The organism is Geobacter sp. AOG1 (genome assembly GCF_019972315.1).
GTDB lineage: Bacteria > Desulfobacterota > Desulfuromonadia > Geobacterales > Geobacteraceae > Geomobilimonas.
This window is the reverse complement of sequence record NZ_BLIZ01000001.1, coordinates 3,630,897-3,657,528: the sequence shown is the minus strand read 5'-3', so window position 1 is coordinate 3,657,528 and position 26,632 is coordinate 3,630,897. Positions and strand designations below refer to the sequence as shown.

Genomic DNA, 26,632 nt, shown 5'->3' with positions numbered 1-26,632 from the left:
GCGACCACAACTGCCGTACCTTTCATCATTCAAAATCGAATAACGGAGGTTATTCCTTTGGGAACAACTGTATTCGCACGGGGAGCCTTGCTCCTGGTGCCAGGAATCGTATGTATTCTATCGTCAACACCGGTGCGGGGAGAGGAACAAGCGCTGTCACTCCCCCGGGTGATCGAGCTTTCACTGCAAAATAACGGCGACCTCAACGCGTTTCGCGAGGAAAAGGGTATCCGTGATGCCGGCAAGGTCAGAGCGGGACTCTTGCCGAATCCAACGCTAGAGTTGGAGGCGGGTACGGGTGCCCTGAGCGGCAGCAGGGACGAGAACAACCTGTCCATCGGGATTTCGCAGGAATTTCCCCTGGCGGGAAAACGGGATAAGCGCCTGACCATAGCAGCACGCGACCTGGAGATATATCGCTGGCAGCTGGTCGACCGGGAGCGGGTGCTCCGCGAAGAGGTGAAGGCTGCATTCCATGATGCCATCCTGGCACAAAAACGGACCGACCTGGCGGACCGGGCCATCGATCTCAACCGTCAGCTCCTGGAGGTGACCAGGGAGCGCCTGACGGCGGGGGATATCCCGGAACTGGAAATGAACCTGGTCAAGGTTGAACTGGCACGAAGCGAAGGTTCCAGAATTGCTGCTGCCAGAGCACTGAATCAAAGCCAGGCAAGACTCTCGACTCTCATGGGACTTCCGGCAGGGGAATCCCCCGCGCTAGCCGGCAATCTAGATGCCGACGTACCCATGGCAACGTCGCTGCTCGATCTGAAGCGACTTGCAGGGGAGAGTCGGCCGGATCTCAAGGCGCTGGAGACCGAAAAAAGCAGGGGCGAAGCGGACATCACCCTGGCCCGGGCCGAGGGGGTCCCCAACCTCACGGCCGGGCTCTTCTACTCCCACGAACGAAGAGCCGACGCAACTGGCGTGGGGGAAGAGAAGGTCCGTGACAACCTGCTCGGCATCCGGCTGTCATTGCCGCTTCCTCTCTTCGATCGCAACCAGGCAGGCGTTCAGGAGGCCCGGACCAGACGGAGCAGCACCGAAAACCGCCTGCTGGCCGCCACGAGGAATGTCGAACGGGACGTTGAAACGGCCTATGCCCGCTATCAGAACAGTGAAAAAGTCCTTTCCCTGTACAAGGCAACCATTATTCCCCAACTGGAGGAAAACCTGCAATTGACCCAGGAAGCCTACCGCCTCGGCGAGGTCGGTATCCTGGCAGTCATTCAGGAACAGAAGAAATTCTTCGAAGTCAGCGAAGGTTACCTGACGGCGCTGCATGACCGCCGGACGGCGCTCGTGAAACTCGAAGCGGCAGTGGCAACGGAACTCACCGGAGGTGCGCAGTGAACAAAAAAGCAATCATCATCGGACTCATTCTGGCTTTGGCCCTTGGCGGTGGCCTGTACTACCGTTCCCACCATGACGAAAAGGGGGGCGAAGAACATGCCGGGCATACTGAGGCCGGCCACAAGGAAGAAAAGGCCGGCGGCCATGAAGAGGGCAAGGAGCACAAGAAAGAGGAAGAAGGGCATGACGAGCACGGCGAGGCGGGCAGCGTCAAGATGACCGCCGCGGTGCAGAAGGAGAACGGTGTGGTCGTCGCCGCGGCGAAAAAGCAACGGCTCGCGGGCAGTGTCAGCGCCACCGGCAAGGTTGAGGCCAATGCCGACCGGATCGCCCATGTGTCGCCGCGTATTTCCGGCAAGATCGTCGCCGTCAGGGTCTCACTTGGTGACAGTGTTGCCGCCGGGCAGGCCCTGGCCACCCTGGACAGTGTGGAGCTTGGTGAAGCCCTCAATCGCTACCGTCAGTCGAAGACCAAGCTCGCCCTGGCCCAGTCCAACATGGATCGGATCAAAGGCCTGGTGGAGAAAAAGATCGCTGCCCGCAAGGATATCCTCCAGGCGGAGACCGATTTCAAGACCGCCCAGGCCGAACTGCATACTGACGAAGAGCGCCTCTCCCTGTATGGCGTCTCCAGTTCCGACCTTACGGGAGACAACCACAAAAGGCTGCTCCTGCCGGTCCGTTCTCCCATCGGTGGCATCATCACCGAGAAGCATGCCATCGTCGGGGAACTCTCCGACCCCTCCAGGAGCCTTTATACCGTGGCCGATCTCTCCTCGGTCTGGGTGCTGGTGGATATCAACGAGAAAGACCTGGCCAAGGTGCACAAGGGGCAGGGGGCAATCGTCACCGTTGGCGCCTTTCCCGACATGAAGCTGAAGGGGCGTATAACCTACATCGCCGACCTGGTTGACGAGGCCACCCGCACGGTCAAGGCACGGATCGAGGTAGCAAACCCGGGTCGCAAACTGAAGCCGGAGATGTTCGCCACCGTCGAACTGGTGCTGGCGGCCAATGCGCCGCCGGTGGTGGCGGTCCCTGAGGATGCCCTGCAGGACCTGGATGGCAAAAAGGTGGTCTTCGTCGCGGAACATGAAGCTGAATTCGCGGCACGCCAGGTTCAGGCGGGCCGGACGGCAGGCGGCATGGTCGAGATCGTTTCCGGACTGAAAGAGGGAGAGCGTTACGCGGTCAAGGGCGCGTTCATCCTCAAATCGGAACTGAAGAAGGGCGAAGTGGTTGACGAGCATGGCCACTGAAATCGGGGACCAGGGACCGGGAAACTGCAGCACCTTTTTTCCTGAACCCTGAAACAGGAGATACCTATTCATGCTAGAAAAGCTGATTGCCTATACGTTACGGCAGAAAGGGATGGTCATATTCCTTTCGCTGCTGATCATTGCATTCGGAGCGTACTCATATCTGCGCTTGCCGATAGACGCTTTCCCGGATGTTACGAACATTCAGGTCGAAGTGGTAAGTCATGCCGATGGCCTATCGGCACTGGAGATCGAGCGGAACGTGACCTATCCCATCGAGATGGCCATGCGCGGCCTGCCCGATATCGAACAGATGCGATCGGTTACGAAGTTTGGCCTGTCCATAGTCACCATTGTATTCAAGGATAACGTCGATATCTATTTTGCCCGGCAGCTGGTGTTCGAGCGCTTGGCGGAAGTACGGGAGAAGGTCCCCAAGGGGGTCGAGGTCGCCATGGGGCCGATCGGCACCGCCATGGGGGAGATCTACCAGTACACCCTCGAAGGAAAGATGCCCGATGACCCGCAGCAGAAGATTGCCTACCTGACCAACCTTCGAACCATTCAGGAGTGGATCGTTACTCCCCAGTTGAAAAGTGTCGCCGGAGTGAACGAGATAAACTCCTTTGGTGGGTACTTCAAGCAGTACCAGGTGCTCGTGTCACCGGAGAAACTGCTGAAATACGCCATAACTGTGGACGATGTCTATTCCGCCATCGGCAGCAACAACGAAAACGTTGGCGGCAACCTCCTGGAACGGGGCACGGATCAGTATATCGTCCGCGGGGTCGGGTTGATTAAGGATGTCAGCGACATAGAAAACATTGTCCTGAGATCGTCAAAAGGTACGCCGACCTATATCCGGGACGTGGCGCAGGTGAAGGTCGGCGAGGCGGTACGGATGGGCGCCGCCATGAAAGACGGCAAGGATGAATGTGTCGGCGGTATCGTCATGATGCTGCGGGGCGAAAACAGCCGTGACGTGGTGCGCCGCGTCGAGGGAAAAGTCAAGGAAATGAATGAGAACAATGTGCTTCCCGAAGGGATCAAGCTCGTTCCCTATTACGACCGAAGCGACATTGTGAAGGCGAGCGTCAATACGGTCAACAAGGCCCTGCTGGAAGGCTCCATCCTGGTGCTGATCGTGCTATATCTGCTCTTGAACAGTATCCGGGGAAGTATCGTGGTCCTCATCGCGTTGCCACTGTCGCTCTTGGCCACATTCATCGTGATGAAACTCACGGGTATCACCGCAAACCTCATGTCACTCGGCGGCCTGGCCATCTCCATCGGCATGATCATCGACACGACCATCATCCAGGTGGAAAACGTCCAGCGCCACCTGAGCGAAGAGGGGGGGCGCCATCCCAAATTGTTGACTGTCCTGAAAGCAGTCATGGAAGTCAGGAAACCGAGCATCTTCGGCGAACTTATCATCGCCCTCACCTTTATCCCCATTCTTTCCCTGGAAGGGATCGAAGGGAAGATGTTCGGGCCGCTGGCCATAACAGTGGCGATTGCGCTGCTTGCGTCACTATTCCTTTCCATATTCGTTATCCCGGTGCTCTGCATCCTGTTTCTGAAACCTCACCCTGAAAAAGAGAGCTTCATCATGCGGCATGCAAGCAGGCTGTATCTGCCGCTTCTCGACTATGCAATGAACAAGAAGCGCGTGGTGTTGAGTGTTGCGGGAGTTCTCCTGGTTGCCTCGCTCTTTCTGGTAACTCGGCTTGGAACGGAATTCATTCCGATCATGGATGAAGGCTCCTTTGACATGGATGTCTCCATGCTTCCCGGTGTTTCCCTTGCCAAGGCCATGGAAGTAAACCAGCGTGCCGCGGCAAAGCTGAAGCAGTTTCCCGAACTGGATACTATCGTGGGACGGACCGGGCAGACCGGTGTTGCCCTGGATACCAGAGGCTCTGACAAGACCGGCTATGTGGGGATATTCAAACCAAAGAGTGAATGGAAACGGGATATCTCCAAGGAAGAGCTGACCAACGAGATGCGCACGTCTCTTGAGTCGGTTGCAGGGATTACCTTCGGATTCAGCCAGCCGATTCAGTGTCGCATTGACGAGCTGGTTGCCGGTACCCGGGCGCAGCTGATTCTCAAGCTGTTTGGTGAAGATATCAACGTCCTCAGTGAAAAATCGGCCGAAATAGCCAAGGTTCTCTCCACGGTAAAGGGTGGGACTGATCTGAGCGCAGAAAAGATTACGGGGCAGCCATACCTGACCGTCAACATCGACCGGTCGAAAATTGCCCGGTATGGCCTGAATATCAGCGACGTGCAGAAAGTAATTGAAATAGCCGTTGCCGGCAAAGCTGCATCGCAGCTGTACGAAGAAAACCGCAGCTTCGATATAACGGTTCGCCTGCCGGAAGAAAAAAGGAATTCTCTGGAAGCGATCAGGAATCTGCTGATCACCACAAAAACCGGGATAAATGTTCCGCTCGAACAGCTTGCGGAAGTGAAAATGATCGAAGGACCGGCCCAGATCAGCCGCCAGGACGGTGTGAGAAGGATCGGAATCGAGATGAACATAACCGGCAGGGATATGGGAAGTTTTGTCGCCGAGGCGAAGCAGAAGATCAGGTCGCAGGTCAAACTGCCCGCCGGCTATTATCTTACCTGGGGCGGTCAGTTCGAGAATCAGCAGCGGGCCATGAAGAAGCTGATGATCATCGGGCCGGTGGCCATTGGCTTGATACTGTTGCTGTTGTACGTCACCTTTCGATCGATCCGCCTGGCCCTGCTGGTCATTTCCAATCTCCCCTTCGCCTTGATCGGTGGAGTCTTAGCGCTCTTCATATCCGGGCAATATCTGTCAGTGCCGGCTTCCGTAGGGTTTGTCGTTCTCTTCGGCGTTGCTGTCCTGAACGGGCTTGTGCTGGTGTCACGTATCTCGCAACTGCGTGATGAAGGACTCGGCTTGCAGGAAGCGATCAGGAAGGGGAGCCTTGACCGGTTGAGACCGGTGCTGATGACCGCATCCATCGCGATCTTCAGCCTGATGCCGATGCTGCTGGCCAGCGGCACCGGCTCTGAAATCCAGAAACCGCTTGCAACCGTTGTCGTGGGAGGATTGGTTACGTCAACCCTGCTGACACTGCTGATTATTCCGTCTGTGTACAGTTGGTTTGAAAAGAGAGGAGCCGAGGCAGAAATGTAATTGAATCTGCCCTTTGAGAGTATTCAACCTATTACAAGGCCATGCAAGGGAGAAATTTATGAAAGAGATAAAGGCAATAATAAGGCCGTCGAAATTATTGGAAGTAACCGAGGAGCTTCACGAAATTGAAGGGTTGCCGGGGGTGACTGTATCCGAAATAAGAGGCTTCGGCAAAGGTAGGGCAAAAAGCGCAAAAGATAGGGTCGTTTATGAAATGGTTGAACTTATTCCACGCATACAATTAGAGGTTGTTGTAGATGATGAAATGGTCGATGAAGTCGTCAACGTAATACAAAAATATGCTCATACCGGCAATATCGGTGATGGGAAGATATTTGTGTCAACTGTTGATGAAATAGTAAAGATACGAACAAATGAACGAGGACGGGATGCGCTTTAGCCGTACGCTCAGAGAGCGGCGTTGGACAGTCTTTGGAAATTCGTAAAGAAAAGATCAGTGCGGGGAGAACTCCCATAGACAGCGACTTGATCTTAGGGTGTGACTAACTTTACTGAAATGGTAAAGCGGTTACGCCAGGTCTTGAATCGACAGGCGCGGAGAAAAGGAGGATACATAGTGGATTCGTTGAGGAGTGCTGACGAAAGGTCTTCGGTGGTAAGGCGACTAACCATAGCTGAATTTGCCGAGATCCTTGGCAGTGTTGTAGTTCCTCCGAAAAAAGCAGAGATACGTTCTTCGTTTCATTCGAAAAGTAAACCGTTAATGGCAGCGAAAGCCAGGAACTTTATCTCTAAAGCAGTCGCACTTGGAGTGCCGGAGAAAATTTTGGCTCTCGTGGCGCGGTGCCCTGAATGGGGGACAAAAAAGCTTGCGGATTCTCTCCGGCGCGAAGGGATATCTCTGAGCCGCCAGTCGATCCATAAATTTCTTGTCAAGAATAACTTGAACCGTCTCTCCCTGCGGAAGTCATGGAAAGATAGTTTGAAAAGGCGCTGAGCAAGTGGCCGGAGATAACCTGATGAGGAATGGACGGACCACGGTGGCGGACTTCCCCCACTGCTGCCGGCCTGCCCATCTTTCCCGTGACAAACCAGCCGGATTCGTCTAATCTGACCGGACTATTTACCCGTTAAGGAGAACGAAGATGAAGAAAATTGCTACACTGTTGACGGTCTTTGCCGTGACGGCGATTGCCGCCACCGCCCTTGCCGCGGGGAAGGTGCCGCTCCCCAAGGGGTACGCAAAGTGGGAGAAAAGCAAACAGCAGATTATCACCGACAAGAATTCCCTGTTCTACGGCATTCACTACACCTACGTGGACAAGAAGGCGATGCCCGTCTTCAAGGCGGGTGGCAAGTACCCGGAGGGGAGCCAGTTCGTGATAGAGTACTTCGCTATCAAGGATGTGGGGGGCAAGCCGACTGCCGGGAAAAAGAACATGGTCGTTCTCATGCGCAAGGACAAGACGCAAAAAGAGACCGGCGGCTGGCTCTTTGCCGGTTTCAATCCCGACGGCAAGCCTTCCGGCGTGGACCCGGTGAAGAACTGCTACGAATGTCACCTGAAGATGGCCAAGGATACTGATCTGGTCATTTCGAAGTATGCGGAGTTCAAGTAGGGAGGGAGTGACGTCCACTCTTTGAGACAGGAAAGGCCCCGTGATGCCACGGGGCCTTTTTTTATGGCGGAGAGCTCATCCGTTGCACTATTGTTTGGTGTCTGCCGATGTTTCTCCGTTCCACCCCCTGGGCTTTATTCCTTGCTGGCCGCCGGCAGGCGAACAGTTGCGGTCGTTCCCCCGCCCGGCTCGGACTGGAACTCAATGGTGCCGCCATGTTCCCTGATGATGGAGTCCGATATGTACAGACCCAGCCCCGTTCCCCCTTCTTCCGCCTTGGTCGTGAAGAATGGTTCCTTGAGCTGCTCCAGTTCACCGCTGTTCATCCCTTTTCCCGCGTCCCGCACCGTTATCACCACCTGTCCGGTCGCCTGGTCCGACAGGCTCGCCACCCACACCTGCCGCGTCTTGTCCGGCAGGGACTGGAGCGCATTCATGACCAGGTTGATGATCACCTGCTCGATCTGTTGCCCGCTTCCCCTGACGGGAGGTACCTCAGGCTGCAGCTCCATCTGGAAATGGTCGGTATGTTTGTGAATGTGATGCCAGAGGATGGATGTGGCGGCCTGGATCATCCGGTTGATGTCTATGATGCCCTGACGCCCCCCCTTTTCCGTCTTGACGAACTCCCGCATGTTGTTGACAATTTCGGTGATCCTGCGTGAACCGTCGATGATGCCGTTGAAAAGCCGTGGTACGAGGGTTTCCATTTCCGCGGAGGGGAGCCCGCCCAGGGAGAATTCGCCATGTTCCTTGCGGTGGTCGAGCAGAATGGGGGACGCATCTCGCCATGACTGTGCCAGCATGGTGGCATTGGCGGAAATGTATGTGTTCGGGTTGTTGATTTCGTGGGCGACGCTGGAAACGAGGAGACCGAGCGAGGTCATCTTGTCGGCCTGAATCAGTTTTGCCTGGCTCGCCCGGACTTCTTCCATGAGGTGGAACTTTTCGGTCATGTCCCGGACTGAGCAGTAGACGATGCATTCGTCTTCGAGGGTGAGAATTTTCCCCCGCAGGGAAACGGTGATATCCCCCTTGCTCCTGCTGAAGCTCGCAGCCCGTTCAATCTGGAACACCGGCGCGGTATCGCTGATGGCGCCGGACTCGACAAACGTCTGGAAATCGCCGGGGGCAATGATCGAGAGAAATGTCCGGCCGACGATCTCTTCCCTGGTGATGCCGTAAAGCTCCAGGGCCATGGGGTTGACGTCGATGACCTCGGAATTTTCCGTCCTGATGAGGAAGAGTGCATCGTCGTTCTGTACAAACAACTGCCGGAACCGCCCCTCGCTTTCCCTGAGGGCGGTCTCCGTCTTCCTTTGTTCGGTGATGTCGTGCCCCTCGGGAATCAGGTAGATGACATTCCCGGTATCGTCCTTCATGGGGGTCAGGGAAAAGTCGATATAATGCAGGTTGCCGTACCCATCCGGATGGGTCGCCTCGAAACGGCTGAACTCCCCGACTGAAGCCCTGGCGACCGCTTCGCGTATTCTTTCCTGCAACGCCCGATCGTGGTTCCACCAGGGGGTCTCCCAGAAATAGCGACCGACGACCGATTCCTTCGTTGTCCTGATGAGGTTCAGTGCCGCCGGATTGGCTTTGACCAGTATCCCCTCGGGGGAGAGCAGCCCTTGGTACTCGAAGGTATTGTCCATGACCGATTGGAGGAGGCGCTCACTGGTACGGAGCTGCCGTTCCCGCGTGTGGATGGCTTCTGCCATCTGGCGAAGGTCGTCGGCCAGTTGCTCGAACTCGGCAATGTTTACCGCTGGCTTTGCGGGGGAATCCTCGTCGATGGCGATATGGTGGGCGTAGGTTGCCAGTTTGTTGAACCGGAGCGAAAGTTGTCGGGCCATGATCAGGGCAGCGGTTGTTCCGAGCAGCAAGGAGATGAGCAATCCCGCCCCGACAATCCTGGTGGTGGTAACCACCGAACGGTACGCGGCCTTCGTCGGTTGGGCCACCAGTACGTCCCATTTGATGGAGGGGGATTCGATGATGCTGCCGATCATGTCGCGGTCGTTGAACCTGAAGCGTCCGGTCAACGGTGTCGGCGAAGCCAACCCCTCCCTGACGAGGGGAATATTGCGGATATTCAACTGCTGGGCCGTATAGCGGCCATCCTGGTCGGCGATGACCTGTCCGCGGCGGTCGATGACGAAGATGAGCTGCCCTTCCCTCGTGGCGGTGCGTTTGAGAACTTCCGTCAACTGGTCGAGGCCGACCTCGCCGACGACGGTCAGCCGGTCCGACGGCGCAGCAAGGGCGACCGATACCCCTCCCCCTACGACGGACAGGAAGGTGTTCGACCAGACCGGCCGGTGTTGGCGCTTGACGTCGTCGAACAGGGGGGAGCGGGAGAGGTCGAGCCCTTCCATATCCTGGCGATGTCTTCTCTGTCCTGCCGGAACGGAGGCTGCCATGACCCGGCCGCCCGGTCCGACGACGTAGAGTGCCTGGAGTGAGGGGGATGCGCCGATCTGGGCATCGAGCACGTGACGGACATCATGCCACGTCAGGTCCTTGTCCATATGAATGGCCGCCACCCCTTCGACGGCGGCCCGGGACGCTGCCAGGTAGCTTTCCACCTGGCTGGCGATGGCGCTGGCGAGCTCACGCTGCCGGATTTCGATCTCCACGCTGATCTGGGGAAGAAGCCAGAAAAAGCCCAGGACAGCCACGATGAGAAAGGGAACAACGGCCACCAGGGTAGACTGGATTGAGAGTATCTTGCGCAAGGGGCGCATGGTCATGCGGTCACTCCTTGGTCACATACTGTCCGTTGCGGATCGTGGTGATGAAGGTTCTACGATCCGCATCGCCGAACCGGTCGATGGTGATGGTCTGCTGCACGCCCTGGAACGTGCGGATGGCAAGGATCGCCTCCTTGATCGACGTCCCGGCCTTTCGGCGTGCAAGGGCTGCAAGTGCCACCGTGGCGCTATCGTAACCTGCTATGCCGGCATAACCAGGCTCCTGGCCGAAACGTTCCTGGTAGGCCCTGCGGAAGTTCTGATAACGTTCGGAATGATCATTGTGGTCAAGATATTGGGCCACATGGACACTCTCCACAGCTGCCCCCGCCAGTTCGATCAAACGTTGGGTCGAGGCCCATTCCGCCATGACAATCGGCTGCGATGGTTTCAGTTTGCGCACCTGCTGGCAGATCATGGCGGCATCGACGGCGTTGCAGACGACCAGCACCACATCGGGCCGGGACGAAAGGAGCCCTTTGGCCTCCTCGGAAAAGACAGTGTCATCCCCCGACCGGAAGCTTTTCACCGCTGCCATCCGCCCCCCCAGCGACTCGAGTGTGGTGCGGAAGTCGTTGATCCAGCTTTCCGTATAGGAACGGTTGTCCAGGTCGTATATCGCCGCAACCGTACGGTGCCCCAATTTTTCCGCCTGGTAGCGGGCGCTTTTGCTGGCGTAGTCTCTGGTAGTGGCGATGACACGGAGAAAGTTGTCGTCCTTGCCGGCCAGATCGGTTGTCGTCACCGTGGGACTCAGCATGACGGTTTTCGAGGAGTTGACGAGCGGGACGGTTGCCATGGCAATGCTGCTAGTCATCGGGCCGATGATGATCTCGACGTCCCGGCCGATGAGTTCCGCAACAACCCGTCGGGCGGCGTCGGGGCTCTGTCCGTCGTCACGGATGAGGAGCTCGACGAGGTGCCCGTTGATCCCCCCCGCGGCGTTTTTCTGTTCGACGGCCAGCATGGCGCCATTTCGGCCCGCCACCCCGAGGTCGGCACTCCTTCCGGTGATACCGCCGACAAACCCCAGCCTGACCGGTTCCTTTTGACAGGCTGCGAGGAGCATCGCCGCTCCCAGAATGACCAGGCAGACGGTTCCTTTCAGCGGAGATTTCATAGCTTCCTCCCGTCCATAGATCCTGGAAACGCGGCGGCGGACTCCGAAAATTGAATTCTCATGGCCCGGTTTTCTCCTTGAGATCACCTATGACCTTTTTCTTTGCCAGTTGCTTGTGGTATCATGTGTCGCAATTGGTCTTCAAAATCCGTACCATAACAGAGGAGCAGCCGAATGGAAATGAAGAATTCTTCACCGGGTATCGTGCTGGTGGACGATGAGCCGGAAATTCTTTTCAGCTCCAGCGTGATGCTGCGGCAGGCGGGGTTGGGCAATGTCCTGACCATGGAGGACAGCCGCAAACTCCTCCCGTTCCTCGCGGAACAGGAAGTCGGGGTGGTCGTGCTCGACCTGCAGATGCCCTATCTGTCCGGCAAGGACCTGCTCGCGGAGATTGCCGGCAATTACCCCCATCTGCCGGTCATCATCATGACCGCCGCCAACGAACTGGAAACGGCCGTCAATTGCATGAAAACGGGCGCCTTCGACTACCTGGTGAAACCGATCGAAAACAGCCGGTTCGTCGCCTGTGTCAGGAAGGGGCTGGAAATATACTCCCTGCGGCGCGAGATATCTTCATTGCGGGAGTACCTCGTTTCGGGGAAGCTGCACGACGAAGCCGCCTTTGCCGCTATCACTACGCAAAGCGCCAGGATGAAGGCGATCTTCGGCTACATGGAGGGAATCGCCCCTTCGGACCAGCCGGTTCTCATCACCGGTGAAACGGGGGTGGGGAAGGAGCTGATAGCGCGGGCACTCCATGGCTTGAGCCGGCGCACCGGGGAGTGGGTTGCGGTAAACGGTGCCGGCCTCGACGATCACATGTTTTCCGATGCCCTTTTCGGCCACCGAAAGGGGGCGTTTACCGGGGCTGACCAGGCGCGGGAAGGGATGGTTGCCCGGGCCGGCGGCGGCACCCTGTTCCTCGACGAGGTCGGAGACCTGACCCCTGCGTCCCAGGTAAAGCTCCTCCGGCTGCTGGAAGGGGAGTACCATCCCCTTGGTTCCGACGTTGCGGTGCGCAGCAGGGCACGGATAATCGTGGCCACGAACAGCGATTTGAACGGTCTCGTTGCGGAAGGTCAATTCAGGAAGGATCTTTACTACCGCCTCCGTGCCCACCATGTACATATCCCTCCCCTGCGGGAAAGGTCCGAGGACATCCCTCTCCTCCTCGAGTCTTTCCTGGAGGTTGCCGCCTCCTCACTGCAGAAAAAGAAGCCGGCCTACCCTCCCGAACTGGTCAACTACCTTCGGGCCTACTCGTTTCCGGGGAATGTGCGCGAGCTGCGTGCCATGGTCTTTGACGCCATGGCGCGGCACCAGGGGGGGGTGCTGTCCACCGGTTCCTTCCGGGAGGTTATCGGCAAGGAGGCTTCGGCGTCGGACACGGTTCTTCCCCAACCCTGTTCATTAGAGCCGTGGATGAACGTAACAGGGCGGTTTCCCACCCTGACCGAGATGGAAGAATTCCTGATTGCCGAGGCCCTCAGATTGTCCGATGGCAACCAGGGGGTGGCTGCGTCCCGTCTCGGATTGTCCCGCCAGGCGTTGAACAAGAGGCTCAGCAGAAAATAGAAAGGAGGACGACCGGGGGAAACTGCTCTCTCCCTGGGCGTTACTCCCGATGAACCAGTATCTGCCGAAAGGGGTGCGACATTCGTTGCACCATCACCTCCCGTCGCTCACGACGTAACCTCCCACTATCATGTAGTCTTTATCCCCACCGCCGACATTCCGTCAACATTCGTCGCACCCCTTAAAAGTGCTTCAAATCTTCCCTTCGATGCTGCAACCTACCGATATCATTAACATATCAACCATGGAAAATGCGTGGGCACGCTTAGTGCTCTCTATCTAGACGTCGATACGACGGTGGGTAGAGGCAAGATGCCATTCACACACAAAGATTGTTGGGGGAGGATGTCATGTTAAAGAAAATACTGGTCGTCGATGATTCGGCGCTTATCCATCAGATGTATCGCCTCGTTATGAACGGTTATGGATGTGAAATTGTCGATGCCATGAATGGCCAGGAGGCCCTGGATATTCTGGCGAAGCAGCACGACATCCAGTTGATCCTGCTCGATATCAACATGCCGGTCATGAACGGCATTCAATTCCTGCATAAGGCCGCTCCCCTCGGTATCCCCCGCCGTATCCCGGTCATTATCATCAGTACCGAGGGAAAAGAGGAGGACACGGTGAGGGGCCTGTCGCTGGGTGCCAGGGGGTATGTGAAGAAGCCGTTCCAGCCAGCCGACCTCCATGCCCTTATCGGTAAAGTCATGGCGGGTTCCGCTGCCCCGGCGGCTAAGGTGGCGGGGTCCTCCCTTTCCGCACCGTCGGCGCTCTGAGGCGCAGCGGGAATTATCGGCAGTTCTGTTCTGCTCGACGAGTACCTATGATAGAGCATCGCCCATACAGAATATCGGAAGAGGAGGCGCACATGCAGGACAATAAGGAGATGGTACTCCCCCAGTCGGGGCTGGCAGAGGATATCCTGTCCCAGTTCGTGGGAAAAGCTCAGGAGGAGTTGGACGCTGTTGCCACGGCCATGACTGCACAACAGGAAGAAAAGCTCCACCACCTGGTCACCTTCAGCCTGGGGCGGGAGGAGTACGGGGTCGATATCAGCAGCGTCCAGGAGATTATCCGGGCCACGGACATAACCCCGGTCCCCGGTGCGCCAGCACATGTGCGGGGAGTGATCAACCTCCGGGGAAAGATCATCCCGGTCGTGGACCTGCGGAGCCGGTTCCGGATGCCGGTTGGAGTGGTGACGGATGCCCAGCGGATCATTGTCATCGAGCTGAACGGGAAGCGTCTCGGGATGCTGGTTGACGGTGTTTCCCAGGTGATCAAGCTGTCGTCGGCGATCATCGAGGAGATACCGGAAGAGGCGATCACCCTGGACCAGAACTACATCAAAGGGGTCGGCAAGCTGGAAGGGAGACTGATCATCATCCTCGACCTGAACCGGGCGCTGTTGCTGACGGATAAACTGAACATCCAGTAAATATACAATCCCAAAAAGGAGACTACTCAATATGAAAAAACGCACCTTTTTCCAGGGGCTGCAAGGCAAGCTGCTGCTCTTCTTCCTCGCCATGTCGCTGGTTCCACTCATTGCGGTCTCGTCCATATCGTTTCAGCGTTCAAAGACAAGTCTGCAGGGAATGGGGCAGGAGATGCTCGCCGATACGGCGGACGGCCTCATGCGTACCATCGATGTCATGATGAACGACCGCCAGGACGATGTGAAGGCATGGGCAGCCTTGCCCGTCGTTTCCGCAGCGCTGCAGAAAAAGGAGTATGGGGAGGCAACGAAACTGCTTGCCGGTATCGAAAAGGGATATGACGTCTACAAGTACATCATGCTCTTCGATGCGGCGGGGAATCTGGTCGCGGCGAACGACCCCAGCCTGCTGACGAGATCGGACGTCCAGCAGAACCAGAGCAGTCACGAATGGTTCAAAAAGGCGATGAACGGCGAGGTCAATATCAAGGACGTTGCCTATTCCGACACGGCGAAGGAAAATGTCGTGAGTTTTTCGGCGCCGGTCAAGGGTGCGGGGGGACAGGTCATCGGGGTTCTCACGAGCCGGATGAGCTGGAGCATCGTGGAAAAAATCATAGATGAAGAAAAGGCCGGGTTGACGGGTCATGCCTACCTCGTCAACAGGGAGGGTGTCGTCATTGCCCACCCCAAAAAGGAGAAGATCTTCAAGGAGGACTTGCTGAAGGGACAGAATCCGGTGCTGGCGGAGCTGGCCAAGAAGATGGTCAAAGGAGAAAAGGGTGAAGGGGAGTATGTCTACGAAGGGATCAACTACCTTGCTGCCTATGAGCCGTCCAAGGGGTTCGGTGACTACAAGGGGCTCGGCTGGAGCTATGTCGTTGCCCAGGGAACCAATGAAATCTATGCGCCGGTCAATACCCTGCGCAACATCGTTATCGTCATCGTCCTGGTAGCGGTAATAATCATTGCATTGTTGGCAATATTCATTGCCCGTTCCATCGCCAACCCCATGATCAAGGGGGTTGCCTTTGCCCAAGCTGTGGCGGCTGGCGACCTGTCCCAGACATTGGAGGTCAGGACGAAGGATGAGGTGGGAGATCTGTCCAATGCGTTGAACTCCATGGTCGAGAGGCTCAGGGAGATGATCGGCAAGATACGGGACTCATCAAGCCAGGTGGCGTCGGCATCCGACGAAATATCTGCCGGCTCGAACCAGTTGACCAAGGCGGCCCATTCCCAGTCGTCGGCGGCAGATGAGACCTCCAGCACCATGGTGCAAATGGCGGCCTCCATCCAGACCGTGGCGGCCAACGCCGATTCCCTGGCCTCCAACGTGGACGAGGTCTCCTCGTCGGTGCAGGAGCTGGGGGCGTCCAGCGAGCAGGTATCCAAGAGTGCCGAAGTGATGGCGTCGTCGGTTGCCGAGACCTCGGCCACCATCGAGCAGATGACGGTCTCCATCGACCGGGTGGCCCAGAGCGCCGAAGAGCTGGCGTCGTCCGTATCCGAGACCTCCTCCACCATCGAGCAGATGACCGTCTCCATCGACCAGGTGGCGGGGAACACCCAGGAACTGCAGCAGGTGGCGACCGACACGGCGGCTATCATCGAACAGCTGGCCGTTTCCATCCGGGAGTCGGCCAAGAACGTTACCGCTGCGGATGATGTGGCCAAGGCTGCGGCCAAGGAAGGCTCGGCGGGACAGGAGGCGGTGCAGCAGGCGCTGATGGCCATGGAACGCGTGGGGAACGTCATCGAGAAGACCGCCGCCTCCATCGCCAACCTGGGGAAACGCTCCGAGGAGATCGGCAGCATCGTCAAGGTGATCAACGAGATTGCCGACCAGACGAACCTCCTGGCGCTGAACGCGGCCATCGAGGCGGCGCGGGCGGGGGATGCGGGCCGGGGCTTTGCTGTGGTCGCGGAAGAGGTAAGAAAGCTGGCGGAGCGGAGCGTCAACGCCACCAAGGAGATCGGCGAGGTAATCAAGCAGGTCCAGGCCGACACCGGGGACTCGGTGAAGTACGGCGAACTGGCGGCCCAGGAAGCCCGTTCCTCCATGGAGCTGTCCGGCGTGGCGGGGAACGCCCTGGCAAACATCGTCAAGAGCATTGAAAAGACAAGCACCCTCATGTCCGACATATCCCTGATGACGGGTGAACAGGCCAACGCCTCCGGGCAGGTGCTGAAGTCGGTGGAGCGGATGACCCTGTCCACGGCCCAGGTGGCCAATGCGGCACGTGAGCAGGCCCAGGGTGGGAAGCAGATCCGGATCGCCGTGGAGCGGATGAACACCGTCACCCAGGAGGTAACGGGAGCGACCCGGGAGCAGGCCCAGGGGAGCAAGCAGATCCGGATTGCGGTGGAGAACATGAACAACGTGACCCAGCAGGTGAACATCGCCACGCGGGAGCAGGCGCTGTCGGCGCGGCAGATCGTGGAGGCGATCAACAGCATGAACGCCATGACCCTGACGGTAGCCAACGCCACGGCGGAGCAGAAGAAGGGCGGGGAGATGGTGGTGCAGGCGGTGGAAAGCATCAGCGACAGCTCCCGGGAAAACCTGGCCTCGGTGGAACAGCTTTCCCGTTCGGCCCAGAACCTGTCCCAGCAGGCAGTCGACCTGGCCGGCATGGTCGCCGAGTTCAAGGTCAAGTAGTTCTACTTAGTCGGTTAGATGTGACGTCAATAGAGTTCTCCCTCCCTCCCCACCCTGCCATCTTCTTTGGGGGGGGAGGGAGGACTGACGGTGACAATGCAGTAAGGAAAGGCACGGAATGCCAGAGATACGCGTCCGGAATACGCCCTTGGCCGGGCCATGGTCAACGAGGGGAATCGAATCACTCCTCCTGTTCATCAGCAATGCCGACCCATTGTTCAGACCCCAGGCCGTCACTCTTGTCCTCAGCAGAGGGATTGAGCGTATCGCGCCGATTCTTGAGCGGGCAGTGCGAAACGATGCCGATGCCGACATCAGGAATGCCGCCATGGAGGTGCTGGTGGCCTTTGGTGAAGCAGCGGTCCCGAGGCTGGTTGCGCTTCTTGCAGATGCAAACGAAGAAGTACGGAATTTCAGTACGGTCATGCTCGGTGATATCGGTAGCCGCACGGCTGTCGATCCCCTGATTTCGGCATTGCGGGATCCGGATGTCAACGTCCGGCACGGCGCAGCCGAGGCGCTCGGCAAAATCGGCGATGCCCGGGCGGTGGAGCCGCTTCTGGAGCTTTTTGTCGATCACTTCTGGCTGCAGCACGCAGCAGTTGTCGCGTTAGGAAAGATAGGGGACCGGCGGGCGACCTGTCCCCTTCTTCTCCGCCGGCATGACCCCTTTCTTGCGGAGCCGGTGATCGAAGCGCTCGGCAAGATCGGCGACCCCGAGGCTTTGGCACCGTTGCTGGATGATCTGGACGGATCGTCCGCCGACCAAGTTGCCATGGCCGCCAGGGGTATTGTTTTACTGGTGAAGGGATGTTTTGGCAAGGACCGGCGAGGGGCCGGGTCGCCGGGAGAGTACTTCCGGTCGTCTGCCGTCGACATCGGTTCCCACGTCATCATGAACCTGGGAGCCATGAAATGTTCCGCAGCGGATGGCATAACGGCGGATGCCGCGGTAACACTTCTTCACTGGCTGGCGGGAATTGACCGGACGTCATCCTGCCGTTGTTCCGGCTGACAAGCACTCCGAGTCGGTCCCTGATTCGGATTTCCCTCCTTGACACGTCCCGACCTTTTGGGGTAACTTACTACGTCCCGCCACATGCCTGTCATGGGGGACACTACTCCACGAAGGAAGGTCCCCCGGTCCCATGAAGATCACCGCCGTGATCCCCGCCCGTTACGCATCGACCCGTTTTGAAGGTAAGGCCCTCGCCGATATCGTCGGCAAGCCGATGGTGCAGCATGTCTATGAGCGGACCGCCCGTGCCGGCCTGGTTTCTGAGGTCCTGGTGGCGACCGACGACGAGCGTATCGCCTCTGCCGTTCGTGCGTTCGGCGGCCGTGTGGAGATGACCTCCCGTGACCACGAGACCGGCACCGATCGGTTGGCGGAAGTGGCGGCCCGGCTGGACTCGGACATCATCGTGAACGTCCAGGGTGACGAACCGCTCATCGAGCCGGCCATGATCGACGAGGCAATCGAGCCTTTGGCCAAGGACCCCGGCATTCCCATGGGGACTCTCAAGAGCAGGATCAAGTATCTCCATGACTTCCTGAGCCCCAACGTGGTGAAGGTCGTCACCGACTGGGAGGATTACGCCCTCTATTTCTCCCGTTCCCCCCTTCCCAATTTCCGCGACAAGTGGAACGACCTGAAGGACGAGGCCTTCGCCTCCGGCAAGCTCCTCTGCTACAAGCATGTGGGGCTCTATGTCTACCGGCGGGAGTTTCTCCTCCAGTACGCCCAGATGTCCCCCACCTACCTGGAGCTGGCGGAGAAGCTGGAGCAGCTGCGGGTCCTGGAGAACGGTTACCGGATCAAGGTGATCTCCACCGAGCACGAGTCCATCGGTGTGGATACCCCCTGCGATCTGGACAAGGTATTGGAAAAGCTGAGAAACAGGTAGAGGTAAAGGTAGAGGCAGAGAAAATGTTCTCGGGTTTCTCTTTCTTTACCTTTACCTCTACCTTTGCCTGATTTTTGGAGGTTTATACGTGAAGACCAAGTTTATTTTTATCACCGGCGGGGTGGTCTCGTCCATCGGCAAGGGGCTCGCGGCCGCTTCCCTCGGGGCGCTTCTCGAGGCACGGGGACTGCGGGTCACCCTGCAGAAGCTCGATCCCTACATCAACGTCGACCCCGGCACCATGTCCCCCTTCCAGCACGGCGAGGTGTTCGTCACCGACGATGGCGCCGAGACCGACCTGGACCTGGGGCACTACGAACGCTACACCACTGCCCGGCTCAGCAAGAAAAGCAACTTCACCACCGGCCAGGTCTATTTTTCGGTCATCGAGAAGGAACGGCGGGGGGACTACCTGGGGGGGACCGTACAGGTCATCCCCCATATAACCGACGAGATCAAGACCAAGATCCTCGACAATGCCAAGGGGGCCGACGTGGCCATCGTGGAAATCGGGGGGACTGTCGGCGACATCGAGTCCCTCCCCTTTCTGGAGGCGATCCGCCAGTTCAAGGCCGACCGGGGGGTGGGGAACGTTCTCTACCTCCATGTCACTCTCGTTCCCTATATCCGCACCGCCGGCGAAATGAAGACCAAGCCGACCCAGCACTCGGTCAAGGAGCTGCGCGAGATCGGCATCCAGCCCGACATCCTTATCTGCCGTTGCGAGCGGGAACTTCCCCAGGACATGAAGGCGAAGATCGCCCTCTTCTGCAACGTTGAGGAGAAGGCCGTCATCACGTCGGCCGACGCCGAGCACATCTATGCCGTTCCCCTTGCCCTCAACAGGGAAGGGCTCGATGAGCAGGTAGTGGAGAAGCTCAATATCTGGACCAAGGCGCCGGACCTTACCCCCTGGCAGGCGGTCGTGGAGAAGCTCACCAACCCCGGCAAGGGGGAGGTACGGATCGCCATCGTCGGCAAGTACGTAAATCTCACCGAGTCGTATAAGTCCCTCTCCGAGGCCCTCACCCACGGTGGCATCGGCAACAACTGTCGGGTTGTTCTTACCTACCTGGATTCGGAACGGATCGAAAAGGAAGGGGTGGACGGCCTGCTGGACGATGTGGACGGTATCCTGGTTCCCGGCGGTTTCGGCGAACGGGGAACGGAGGGGAAGATCAAGGCGATCGAATTTGCCCGCACCCGCAAGATTCCCTTCTTCGGCATCTGCCTCGGCATGCAGATGGCGGTGGTGGAGTATGCCCGCAACGTCTGCAAGCTTGACGATGCCTTTTCCAGCGAGTTCAAGCACGACTGCGCCCATCCGGTGATCCATCTCATGGAAGAGCAGAAGGGGGTTTCCCGCAAGGGGGGGACCATGCGGCTCGGTGCCTACCCCTGCACCCTCACCAAGGGGACTTTCGCCCAGAAGGCCTATGGCGCCACCGAGATAACCGAACGCCACCGTCACCGCTACGAATTCAACAACGCCTACCGGGATCGGTTGATCGCCTGCGGGCTGGTGCTATCGGGCATTTACAAGGACGGCGACCTGGTGGAGATGGTGGAAATCCCCGATCACCCCTGGTTCCTTGGGTGCCAGTTCCACCCGGAATTCAAGTCCCGTCCCCTCAATCCCCACCCCCTGTTCCGTGACTTCGTCGGCGCAGCACTGTCAAACAAAAAGAAGTAACTCGGGTGAAGGATAAGGAGTCCCCATGGTAAAAGAAATCATCATCGGTAATGTGAAGATCGGCGGCGACCGGCCGCTTGTGCTCATTGCCGGGCCGTGCGTCATGGAGAACGAGGCGACGACCCTGCGTACCGCCGAACGGCTCATGACCATCTGCAACGGGGTCTCCATCCCTCTCATCTTCAAGGCCTCCTACGACAAGGCGAACCGCACCTCGGTCACTTCCTATCGCGGTCCCGGCATAAAAGAGGGGCTGGCGATCCTTGCCAAGGTCAAGGAAGCCCTCGGCGTACCGGTCCTTTCCGACATCCACTCCATCGAGCAGGTCGGCCCTGCCGCCGAGGTGCTCGACGTCATCCAGATTCCGGCCTTTCTCTGCCGCCAGACCGACCTGGTGGTGGCCGTTGCCGCCACCGGCCGGGTGGTCAACATCAAGAAGGGGCAGTTCCTCGCTCCGTGGGATATGCCGAATGTGGTGGGGAAGGCCGCATCCACCGGCAACGACAAGATCATCCTGACCGAGCGGGGGGTCTCTTTTGGCTACAACAATCTGGTTTCGGACATGCGGAGCATCCCGATAATGCGCTCAACGGGCTATCCGGTGGTGTTCGACGCCACCCACAGCGTCCAACTTCCCGGCGGCCAGGGGGGCTCCTCCGGCGGTCAACGGGAGTTCGTGGAGTACCTCTCCCGGGCCGCGGTGGCGACCGGCATCGATGGCATCTTCATGGAGGTCCACGAAGACCCGGAGAAGGCGCTCTGTGACGGACCCAACTCCATCAAGCTGGATGATCTGCCGTTGCTACTGAAGAAGCTCAAGGCGATCGACGCCATCGTAAAATAGGGGCTCGGGACTCGGGACTCGGGACTCGGGACCAGGAAAGGCTTTTGGCTTTTTTTTACTGGTTCCCGGATCCCGGTTCCCGGATCTCGGATCCCGGTTCCCGGGGTTTCAATGATTCTCGAAGAAGCGAAAAAAGTCATACGGATCGAGGCAGAGGCACTCCTTGCCCTGGCCGAGACCATCAACGGCGAGTTCGAGCGGGCGGTGCGACTGGTCCTCGATTCCAAGGGGCGCGTCGTGGTGACCGGCATGGGTAAATCGGGGCTCGTCGGCCAGAAGATCGCCTCCACCATGGCGTCTACCGGTACGCCGGCCTTTTTCCTCCACCCGGCGGAAGGGATCCACGGGGACCTGGGGATGATCATGAAGGGTGACGTGGTGATCGCCATCTCCAACAGCGGCGAGACCGAGGAGGTGGTCCGCATCCTCCCCGTCATCAAGCGCCTCGGAGCCTCCCTCATTTCCATGTCCGGCAATGCCGCGTCAACCCTGGCGAAGGCGGGGGACGTCTTCCTCGATATCTCGGTGAAGGAGGAGGCCTGCCCCCTTGGGCTGGCTCCCACCGCCTCTACCACCGCCACCCTTGCCATGGGGGACGCCCTGGCCGTGGCACTCCTTCTGGAACGTGGGTTCAAAGCCGAGGACTTCGCCCTCTTCCATCCCGGCGGCGCCCTCGGGAAGAAGCTGATCCTGACCGTGGAAGAGCTGATGCATGCCGGCAACGCCGTGCCGCTGGTGCCGGCGGATACCCTCATGCGGGAGGCCCTCTTCGTCATTACCGCCAAGGGGCTGGGAATTGCCGGCGTGACCGATGCCACCGGCGCCCTTGTGGGGGTCATCACCGACGGCGATCTGCGACGTGCCCTGGAGAAGGGGATTGATATCATCAATCAGCCCGCCGAGCGACTCATGAGCCGCAATCCCAAGCGGATCAGGCGGAGCGAGCTTGCCGCCAAGGCGTTGCAGCGGATGGAGGAGTTTTCCATCACCTCCCTGTTCGTATTCGATTCGGATAACGATCCGCGACCGGTGGGGGTGGTGCATCTGCATGACCTCCTAAAGGCTGGAATAGCATAGAAACGTGCCTTTTTCGCCAGCTCTGCGTTGTGCTTCGTCGCGTCGTGCTCAACGTACTTTCATGTACGCCTCGCTCCCCGCTCCTCGCACGCCTTGACCTGACAAAAAATTCACGTTTCGCCACTGTACTTGGGATGGTTTGACTACATGGAAGAACGACTGAAAAAGATAAAACTGCTGCTCCTCGACATTGACGGGGTGATGACCGACGGCCGCATCATCTTCGATTCCAACGGTGTGGAATCCAAGTTCTTCAACGTCAAGGATGGCCATGGTATCAAGATGCTGCAGCGTGCCGGTATCGAAGTGGGGATCATCTCGGGGCGCGCGTCGATTGTGGTGACCAATCGGGCCGCTGAACTCGGCATTGACCGGGTCTTCCAGAAGTCCCTCGACAAACTCACTCCCTACCTGAAGATCCTCGCCGATACGGGCCTTGCCGATGAGCAGGTGGCATTCATGGGGGACGACGTCATCGACATCCCGGTCATGCGCCGGGTCGGTTTTGCCGCCGCTCCCGCCGATGCTGTGGAGGATGTGTTCCCCTATGTCCACTTCGTGGCGCGCAACCGCGGTGGGTGGGGTGCCGTGCGGGAGATCTGCGACCTTATCCTCAAGCAGCAGGGGGCATGGGAGTCGGTCACCGCCCGTTATTTCGGCTGAACATACGTTCCTTCTTTCCGATACACGATTCTAAAGCCCTCCAAAGCTGACCCGTACCACCCCCCCCCGTCCGCGATTTTCCCCCTTCTTCAATCTTTGTGCCAATTCTTCCAATGCCCGCCACAAAGCGCTTTACACCCCTTGGGCGAGATGGTATACTTCGCCCGAGAGTGTGATTTGTATGAACAAAATCAGGCTGATACTTGCCGTGATCATAGTGATTGCCGGTGGATCCCTTATAGCCACCATCGTCCTCAAGGTCTCCTCGGATAAACGTCAGCCCCCGGTGCCTCCAGGGCTGCCCAGAAATGTAGATGTTTCTCTGCAGAAAATCCACTTCACCGAGACCAGGGATGGTGTCAAGAAATGGGACCTCGTGGCCGACAAGGCGGAGTACGACAAGGTGCACGACAAGACCCATCTGACGAGCGTTCGCATGGTCGTAACAGGGGATCGGCAGACTGGTGACCTTACCCTGACTGCCGATCGGGCAGACTATGACAACAAGAGCAGGGATGTTAAGCTGGCCGGCCGGGTGGAGGCGAGAAGTGTCAGCGGGATGGAGTTCTCTTCCGCCACGGCGGAGTATGTGGCTGCTTCCGGCCTGCTCCGCACCCCGGACCACGTCAGGTATACGGACAAGAAACTGACGCTTGAAGGGGTGGGGATGGAGATGGTGACCGGCACGCGGAATCTGAAAATTCTCCGCGACGTGACGACGAGCATAAGAAGCGGGGCAGGAAAGTGATGCGCACGGGATTTTTGGCTGTTTTCCTCTGTATGGTCATGGTAGCTGGTGTGTTTGCCGCCGGTGACAGTGCAACCAAACGGAATGACCAGCCTATAAAAATAAAGTCGAACGAGTTGCTTACCGATAACGCTGCCGGGACCGCAACCTTTTCCGGCAATGTCGTGGCCCGCCAGGATGACCTCACCATCTATTCCGACCGGCTGGTTGTGTACTATGCCGATAAAGACAAGGAGGTGGACCGGGTCGAGGCCTTCGGCAACGTACGCATCGTCCAGGAAAACCGCCGTGGCGAGGCGGAACATGCCGTATACGAGCGGCGTGGAGCCAAGATCACCCTGGATGGCGGCAAACCGAAGGTTTTTCAGGGGGAAGATACCGTCACCGGCGAGGTGATCACCTACTTCGTCGATGAACAGAGGAGCGTGGTGGTCGGCGGCAAGGGCCGCGTCGAGGCGACCATAAACACCAAGGGGAAAGGGCAGAATGTCGGCGCAAAGCCTTAACCAGACTCTTTCCACCCAAGGGTTGCGCAAGAGCTACCGTTCGCGGACCGTGGTGAACAGTGTCGATCTCGAAGTCGCCACGGGTGAGGTTGTGGGGCTTCTCGGCCCGAACGGCGCCGGCAAGACCACGACGTTTTACATGGTGGTCGGACTCTGCCGTCCGGACAGCGGAGAGGTGTTTCTCAATGGTGCGGCGATAACCGAACTCCCCATGTACCAGCGGGCTCGCAGGGGTATCAGTTATCTCCCCCAGGAACCTTCGGTGTTCCGTAAGCTCACCGTCGAGGACAACCTTCTGGCGGTACTGGAAACCAGGGACATGGACCTGCGGCAGCGCCGGGAACGGGCGGATGAGCTCATGGCGGAGTTCCGCATAACCCACATTGCCAAGAACAAAGGGTATTCCCTTTCCGGCGGAGAGCGCCGCCGGGTGGAAATCGCCCGCGCCCTGGCCACCGATCCGCTGTTCATTCTTCTCGATGAGCCTTTTGCCGGTATCGATCCGTTGGCGGTCATCGACATCCAGAACGTCATCACCGACCTCAAGGCGAAGGGGATGGGGATACTCATCTCGGACCACAATGTGCGGGAGACCCTTGGTGTCTGCGACAAGGCGTATATTCTCAACGACGGTGTAGTCCTGGAATGCGGCAATCCGGAACAGATTGCCGCGAGCAAGAAGGCGCGGGAGATATATCTGGGGGAGAAGTTCCGACTTTGAGCATTGTCGAATGTTGAGTTTCAACCTGTAATTACTATTCTCAGAGATTGAGGTACGTCGGGTTTTATGGCCATTGAAATGCGCCAACAGATGAAGATGAGCCAGCAACTGGTGATGACCCCCCAGTTGCAGCAGGCCATCAAATTACTCCAGCTTTCCCGGCTGGAGCTGCAAGACGTGGTGCGCCAGGAGCTGGAAGAAAACCCTGTTCTCGATGAAGTACTGGAGATGGAAGAGTCAAGGGAGGCGGAACAGCTGGCCCTTGCGGAGAAGGAGGAGCAGCCGCAGTCCAAAGAGGAGGATTTCCAGGAGGTCAAGGCGGGGGAGGAAACCCTGCGGGAAATGGACTGGGACAGCTATCTGGAAGGGTATAATTACAGTGCCGGCGAGCAATACTACGACGATGACGATGACCGTCCCTCCTACGAAAACATCCTGACCAAGAAGGGGACACTGTTCGACCATCTCATGTGGCAGCTCAACCTCACCCGGCTCGTGGAGAAGGAAGTAGAGGTCGGAGCCGAGATCATCGGCAACATCGACGAAGACGGTTATTTCCGTGCATCCCTCGGCGATGTGGGGGCCGCCTGCCAGGTTGAGGAGTCGTTCGTGGAGGCGGTGCTTGGCCGGATACAGGATTTCGACCCTCCCGGCGTCGGTGCCCGGGACTTGCGGGAGTGTCTTCTCCTCCAGGTCCGGCAGCTCGGCATGGGGGAAAGTCTGGCCGAGGCGATTCTCCGGGACCACCTGAAAGACCTGGAACTGCGAAAATACAAGCAGATAGCACGAGCCTGCGGGGTGGACGTGGAAGACATCCTCGCGACGGCCGGCTTCCTCGCCACCCTCGACCCGAAACCGGGGCGGATCTATGGGCAGGAAGAGGTCCAGTACATCTCGGCCGACATATTTGTCCACAAGAACGGCGAGGAGTACGTGGTGATGCTCAACGACGATGGGCTCCCCAACCTCCGCATCAACCCCCTCTATGTCACCGACGGCAAGGCGGGGAAGCAGCTCGATGCGCATGCCGAAGAGTATGTGAACGACAAGATGCGTTCGGCCATGTGGCTCATCAAGAGCATCCATCAGCGTCAGCGGACCATTTACAAGGTGGCCAAAAGCATTGTCAAATTCCAGCGCGATTTCTTCGATCGGGGGATCGAATATCTCAAGCCGCTGGTCCTGAGGGACGTGGCCGAGGACATCGGCATGCACGAATCCACCATCAGCCGTGTCACCACCAACAAATACATGCAGACTCCCCAGGGGCTGTTCGAACTGAAATATTTCTTCAACAGCGGCATCTCCACGGGCGAGGGTGACTTCATCGCTTCGGAGAGCGTGAAGAACAGGATCAAGGAGATCGTTGAGGCCGAAGACCCCCGCAAGCCGCACAGCGACCAACGCCTGGCCGAACTCCTCGCGGCCCACAACATCAATATCGCTCGCCGCACGGTCACCAAGTACCGGGAAATGCTCCGCATCGGGTCGTCGTCGGAACGTAAAAGACTATTCTAGTTGTCATCCGGAAAGTCCGGATGAGCACATC

The 26,632-nt window shown here is 58.3% G+C and carries 22 protein-coding genes; 20 read left to right on the top strand and 2 right to left on the bottom strand.

All coding sequences use genetic code 11. The annotated features are described in order from the left end of the window. The first annotated feature begins 57 nt into the window (after nt 1–57). From LDN04_RS16690 to LDN04_RS16665, 6 genes are all read left to right on the top strand, one after another. Nucleotides 58–1,356 (top strand): TolC family protein, encoded by a 1,299-nt coding sequence (locus LDN04_RS16690; RefSeq protein ID WP_374045158.1) that lies wholly within the window; start codon nt 58–60, stop codon nt 1,354–1,356. Continuing rightward, complete coding sequence (locus LDN04_RS16685) at nt 1,353–2,615, top strand: efflux RND transporter periplasmic adaptor subunit (RefSeq protein WP_223913271.1); 1,263 nt, start codon at nt 1,353–1,355, stop codon at nt 2,613–2,615. Before LDN04_RS16690 ends, LDN04_RS16685 begins: the two co-directional genes overlap by 4 nt. Nucleotides 2,616–2,685: 70 nt before the next feature. Continuing rightward, nucleotides 2,686–5,790, top strand: a complete 3,105-nt coding sequence (locus tag LDN04_RS16680; RefSeq protein ID WP_223913269.1) for an efflux RND transporter permease subunit — start codon at nt 2,686–2,688, stop codon at nt 5,788–5,790. Between the two features lie 58 nt (nt 5,791–5,848). Further along, nucleotides 5,849–6,190, top strand: coding sequence for a P-II family nitrogen regulator (locus LDN04_RS16675; protein WP_223913267.1), 342 nt, complete (start codon nt 5,849–5,851; stop codon nt 6,188–6,190). Between the two features lie 141 nt (nt 6,191–6,331). Next, on the top strand, nt 6,332–6,748 hold the full coding sequence (locus LDN04_RS16670; protein ID WP_223913265.1) for a hypothetical protein: 417 nt from the start codon (nt 6,332–6,334) through the stop codon (nt 6,746–6,748). A 148-nt stretch (nt 6,749–6,896) separates the two neighbouring features. Then, nucleotides 6,897–7,370 (top strand): cytochrome P460 family protein, encoded by a 474-nt coding sequence (locus tag LDN04_RS16665; protein ID WP_223913264.1) that lies wholly within the window; start codon nt 6,897–6,899, stop codon nt 7,368–7,370. A gap of 134 nt (nt 7,371–7,504) precedes the next feature. Here the strand turns inward: LDN04_RS16665 and LDN04_RS16660 are convergent, their stop codons facing one another. Next, nucleotides 7,505–10,123 (bottom strand): ATP-binding protein, encoded by a 2,619-nt coding sequence (locus tag LDN04_RS16660; protein ID WP_223913262.1) that lies wholly within the window; start codon nt 10,121–10,123, stop codon nt 7,505–7,507. Between the two features lie 4 nt (nt 10,124–10,127). Further along, nucleotides 10,128–11,243, bottom strand: a complete 1,116-nt coding sequence (locus LDN04_RS16655; RefSeq protein ID WP_223913260.1) for an ABC transporter substrate-binding protein — start codon at nt 11,241–11,243, stop codon at nt 10,128–10,130. Between the two features lie 180 nt (nt 11,244–11,423). Between LDN04_RS16655 and LDN04_RS16650 the strand changes: the two genes are divergently transcribed. From LDN04_RS16650 to rpoN, 14 genes are all read left to right on the top strand, one after another. Continuing rightward, the gene (locus LDN04_RS16650; RefSeq protein WP_374045179.1) at nt 11,424–12,821 is read left to right on the top strand and encodes a sigma-54-dependent transcriptional regulator; all 1,398 of its coding nucleotides are present in this window, start codon (nt 11,424–11,426) and stop codon (nt 12,819–12,821) included. Nucleotides 12,822–13,171: 350 nt separating this feature from the next. Next, on the top strand, nt 13,172–13,600 hold the full coding sequence (locus tag LDN04_RS16645) for a response regulator (RefSeq protein WP_223913256.1): 429 nt from the start codon (nt 13,172–13,174) through the stop codon (nt 13,598–13,600). Between the two features lie 92 nt (nt 13,601–13,692). Beyond that, nucleotides 13,693–14,262 carry a chemotaxis protein CheW gene (locus tag LDN04_RS16640; protein WP_223913254.1) on the top strand — a complete coding sequence of 190 codons (570 nt, stop codon included), beginning with the start codon at nt 13,693–13,695 and terminating at the stop codon, nt 14,260–14,262. Between the two features lie 31 nt (nt 14,263–14,293). Continuing rightward, on the top strand, nt 14,294–16,924 hold the full coding sequence (locus LDN04_RS16635; RefSeq protein WP_223913253.1) for a methyl-accepting chemotaxis protein: 2,631 nt from the start codon (nt 14,294–14,296) through the stop codon (nt 16,922–16,924). A gap of 118 nt (nt 16,925–17,042) precedes the next feature. Next, nucleotides 17,043–17,939, top strand: coding sequence for a HEAT repeat domain-containing protein (locus tag LDN04_RS16630; RefSeq protein ID WP_223913251.1), 897 nt, complete (start codon nt 17,043–17,045; stop codon nt 17,937–17,939). A 133-nt stretch (nt 17,940–18,072) separates the two neighbouring features. Next, nucleotides 18,073–18,831 carry a 3-deoxy-manno-octulosonate cytidylyltransferase gene (gene kdsB, locus LDN04_RS16625; protein WP_223913249.1) on the top strand — a complete coding sequence of 253 codons (759 nt, stop codon included), beginning with the start codon at nt 18,073–18,075 and terminating at the stop codon, nt 18,829–18,831. A gap of 88 nt (nt 18,832–18,919) precedes the next feature. Then, nucleotides 18,920–20,524 (top strand): CTP synthase, encoded by a 1,605-nt coding sequence (locus LDN04_RS16620; protein ID WP_223913247.1) that lies wholly within the window; start codon nt 18,920–18,922, stop codon nt 20,522–20,524. 25 nt (nt 20,525–20,549) lie between these two features. Next, a complete protein-coding gene (kdsA, locus tag LDN04_RS16615; RefSeq protein ID WP_223913245.1) occupies nt 20,550–21,368 on the top strand; it encodes a 3-deoxy-8-phosphooctulonate synthase in 819 nt (272 codons plus the stop codon). 111 nt (nt 21,369–21,479) lie between these two features. Continuing rightward, complete coding sequence (locus tag LDN04_RS16610) at nt 21,480–22,445, top strand: SIS domain-containing protein (RefSeq protein ID WP_223913243.1); 966 nt, start codon at nt 21,480–21,482, stop codon at nt 22,443–22,445. A gap of 147 nt (nt 22,446–22,592) precedes the next feature. Next, nucleotides 22,593–23,108 (top strand): HAD family hydrolase, encoded by a 516-nt coding sequence (locus LDN04_RS16605; protein WP_223913241.1) that lies wholly within the window; start codon nt 22,593–22,595, stop codon nt 23,106–23,108. A gap of 181 nt (nt 23,109–23,289) precedes the next feature. Then, nucleotides 23,290–23,856, top strand: a complete 567-nt coding sequence (lptC, locus tag LDN04_RS16600; protein WP_223913239.1) for an LPS export ABC transporter periplasmic protein LptC — start codon at nt 23,290–23,292, stop codon at nt 23,854–23,856. 38 nt (nt 23,857–23,894) lie between these two features. Continuing rightward, the gene (gene lptA / locus LDN04_RS16595; RefSeq protein ID WP_223913237.1) at nt 23,895–24,362 is read left to right on the top strand and encodes a lipopolysaccharide transport periplasmic protein LptA; all 468 of its coding nucleotides are present in this window, start codon (nt 23,895–23,897) and stop codon (nt 24,360–24,362) included. Then, complete coding sequence (gene lptB / locus LDN04_RS16590; RefSeq protein WP_223913235.1) at nt 24,343–25,083, top strand: LPS export ABC transporter ATP-binding protein; 741 nt, start codon at nt 24,343–24,345, stop codon at nt 25,081–25,083. Before lptA ends, lptB begins: the two co-directional genes overlap by 20 nt. Nucleotides 25,084–25,149: 66 nt before the next feature. Beyond that, nucleotides 25,150–26,601: an RNA polymerase factor sigma-54 gene (rpoN, locus tag LDN04_RS16585; protein WP_223913233.1), complete on the top strand. Its 1,452-nt coding sequence runs from the start codon at nt 25,150–25,152 to the stop codon at nt 26,599–26,601. Nucleotides 26,602–26,632 lie beyond the last annotated feature (31 nt).

Excerpts from the sequence above, each read along its gene's own strand:
- LDN04_RS16610 (WP_223913243.1), top strand. The coding sequence starts at position 21,480 with ATGATTCTCGAAGAAGCGAAAAAAGTCATACGGATCGAGGCAGAGGCA.
- LDN04_RS16680 (WP_223913269.1), top strand. The coding sequence starts at position 2,686 with ATGCTAGAAAAGCTGATTGCCTATACGTTACGGCAGAAAGGGATGGTC.
- LDN04_RS16630 (WP_223913251.1), top strand. The coding sequence starts at position 17,043 with ATGCCAGAGATACGCGTCCGGAATACGCCCTTGGCCGGGCCATGGTCA.
- LDN04_RS16650 (WP_374045179.1), top strand. The coding sequence starts at position 11,424 with ATGAAGAATTCTTCACCGGGTATCGTGCTGGTGGACGATGAGCCGGAA.
- LDN04_RS16645 (WP_223913256.1), top strand. The coding sequence starts at position 13,172 with ATGTTAAAGAAAATACTGGTCGTCGATGATTCGGCGCTTATCCATCAG.
- lptB (WP_223913235.1), top strand. The coding sequence starts at position 24,343 with ATGTCGGCGCAAAGCCTTAACCAGACTCTTTCCACCCAAGGGTTGCGC.
- kdsA (WP_223913245.1), top strand. The coding sequence starts at position 20,550 with ATGGTAAAAGAAATCATCATCGGTAATGTGAAGATCGGCGGCGACCGG.
- LDN04_RS16640 (WP_223913254.1), top strand. The coding sequence starts at position 13,693 with ATGCAGGACAATAAGGAGATGGTACTCCCCCAGTCGGGGCTGGCAGAG.
- LDN04_RS16655 (WP_223913260.1), bottom strand. The coding sequence starts at position 11,243 with ATGAAATCTCCGCTGAAAGGAACCGTCTGCCTGGTCATTCTGGGAGCG.
- kdsB (WP_223913249.1), top strand. The coding sequence starts at position 18,073 with ATGAAGATCACCGCCGTGATCCCCGCCCGTTACGCATCGACCCGTTTT.
- LDN04_RS16605 (WP_223913241.1), top strand. The coding sequence starts at position 22,593 with ATGGAAGAACGACTGAAAAAGATAAAACTGCTGCTCCTCGACATTGAC.
- LDN04_RS16635 (WP_223913253.1), top strand. The coding sequence starts at position 14,294 with ATGAAAAAACGCACCTTTTTCCAGGGGCTGCAAGGCAAGCTGCTGCTC.
- rpoN (WP_223913233.1), top strand. The coding sequence starts at position 25,150 with ATGGCCATTGAAATGCGCCAACAGATGAAGATGAGCCAGCAACTGGTG.
- LDN04_RS16660 (WP_223913262.1), bottom strand. The coding sequence starts at position 10,123 with ATGACCATGCGCCCCTTGCGCAAGATACTCTCAATCCAGTCTACCCTG.
- LDN04_RS16665 (WP_223913264.1), top strand. The coding sequence starts at position 6,897 with ATGAAGAAAATTGCTACACTGTTGACGGTCTTTGCCGTGACGGCGATT.
- LDN04_RS16675 (WP_223913267.1), top strand. The coding sequence starts at position 5,849 with ATGAAAGAGATAAAGGCAATAATAAGGCCGTCGAAATTATTGGAAGTA.
- lptC (WP_223913239.1), top strand. The coding sequence starts at position 23,290 with ATGAACAAAATCAGGCTGATACTTGCCGTGATCATAGTGATTGCCGGT.
- lptA (WP_223913237.1), top strand. The coding sequence starts at position 23,895 with ATGGTAGCTGGTGTGTTTGCCGCCGGTGACAGTGCAACCAAACGGAAT.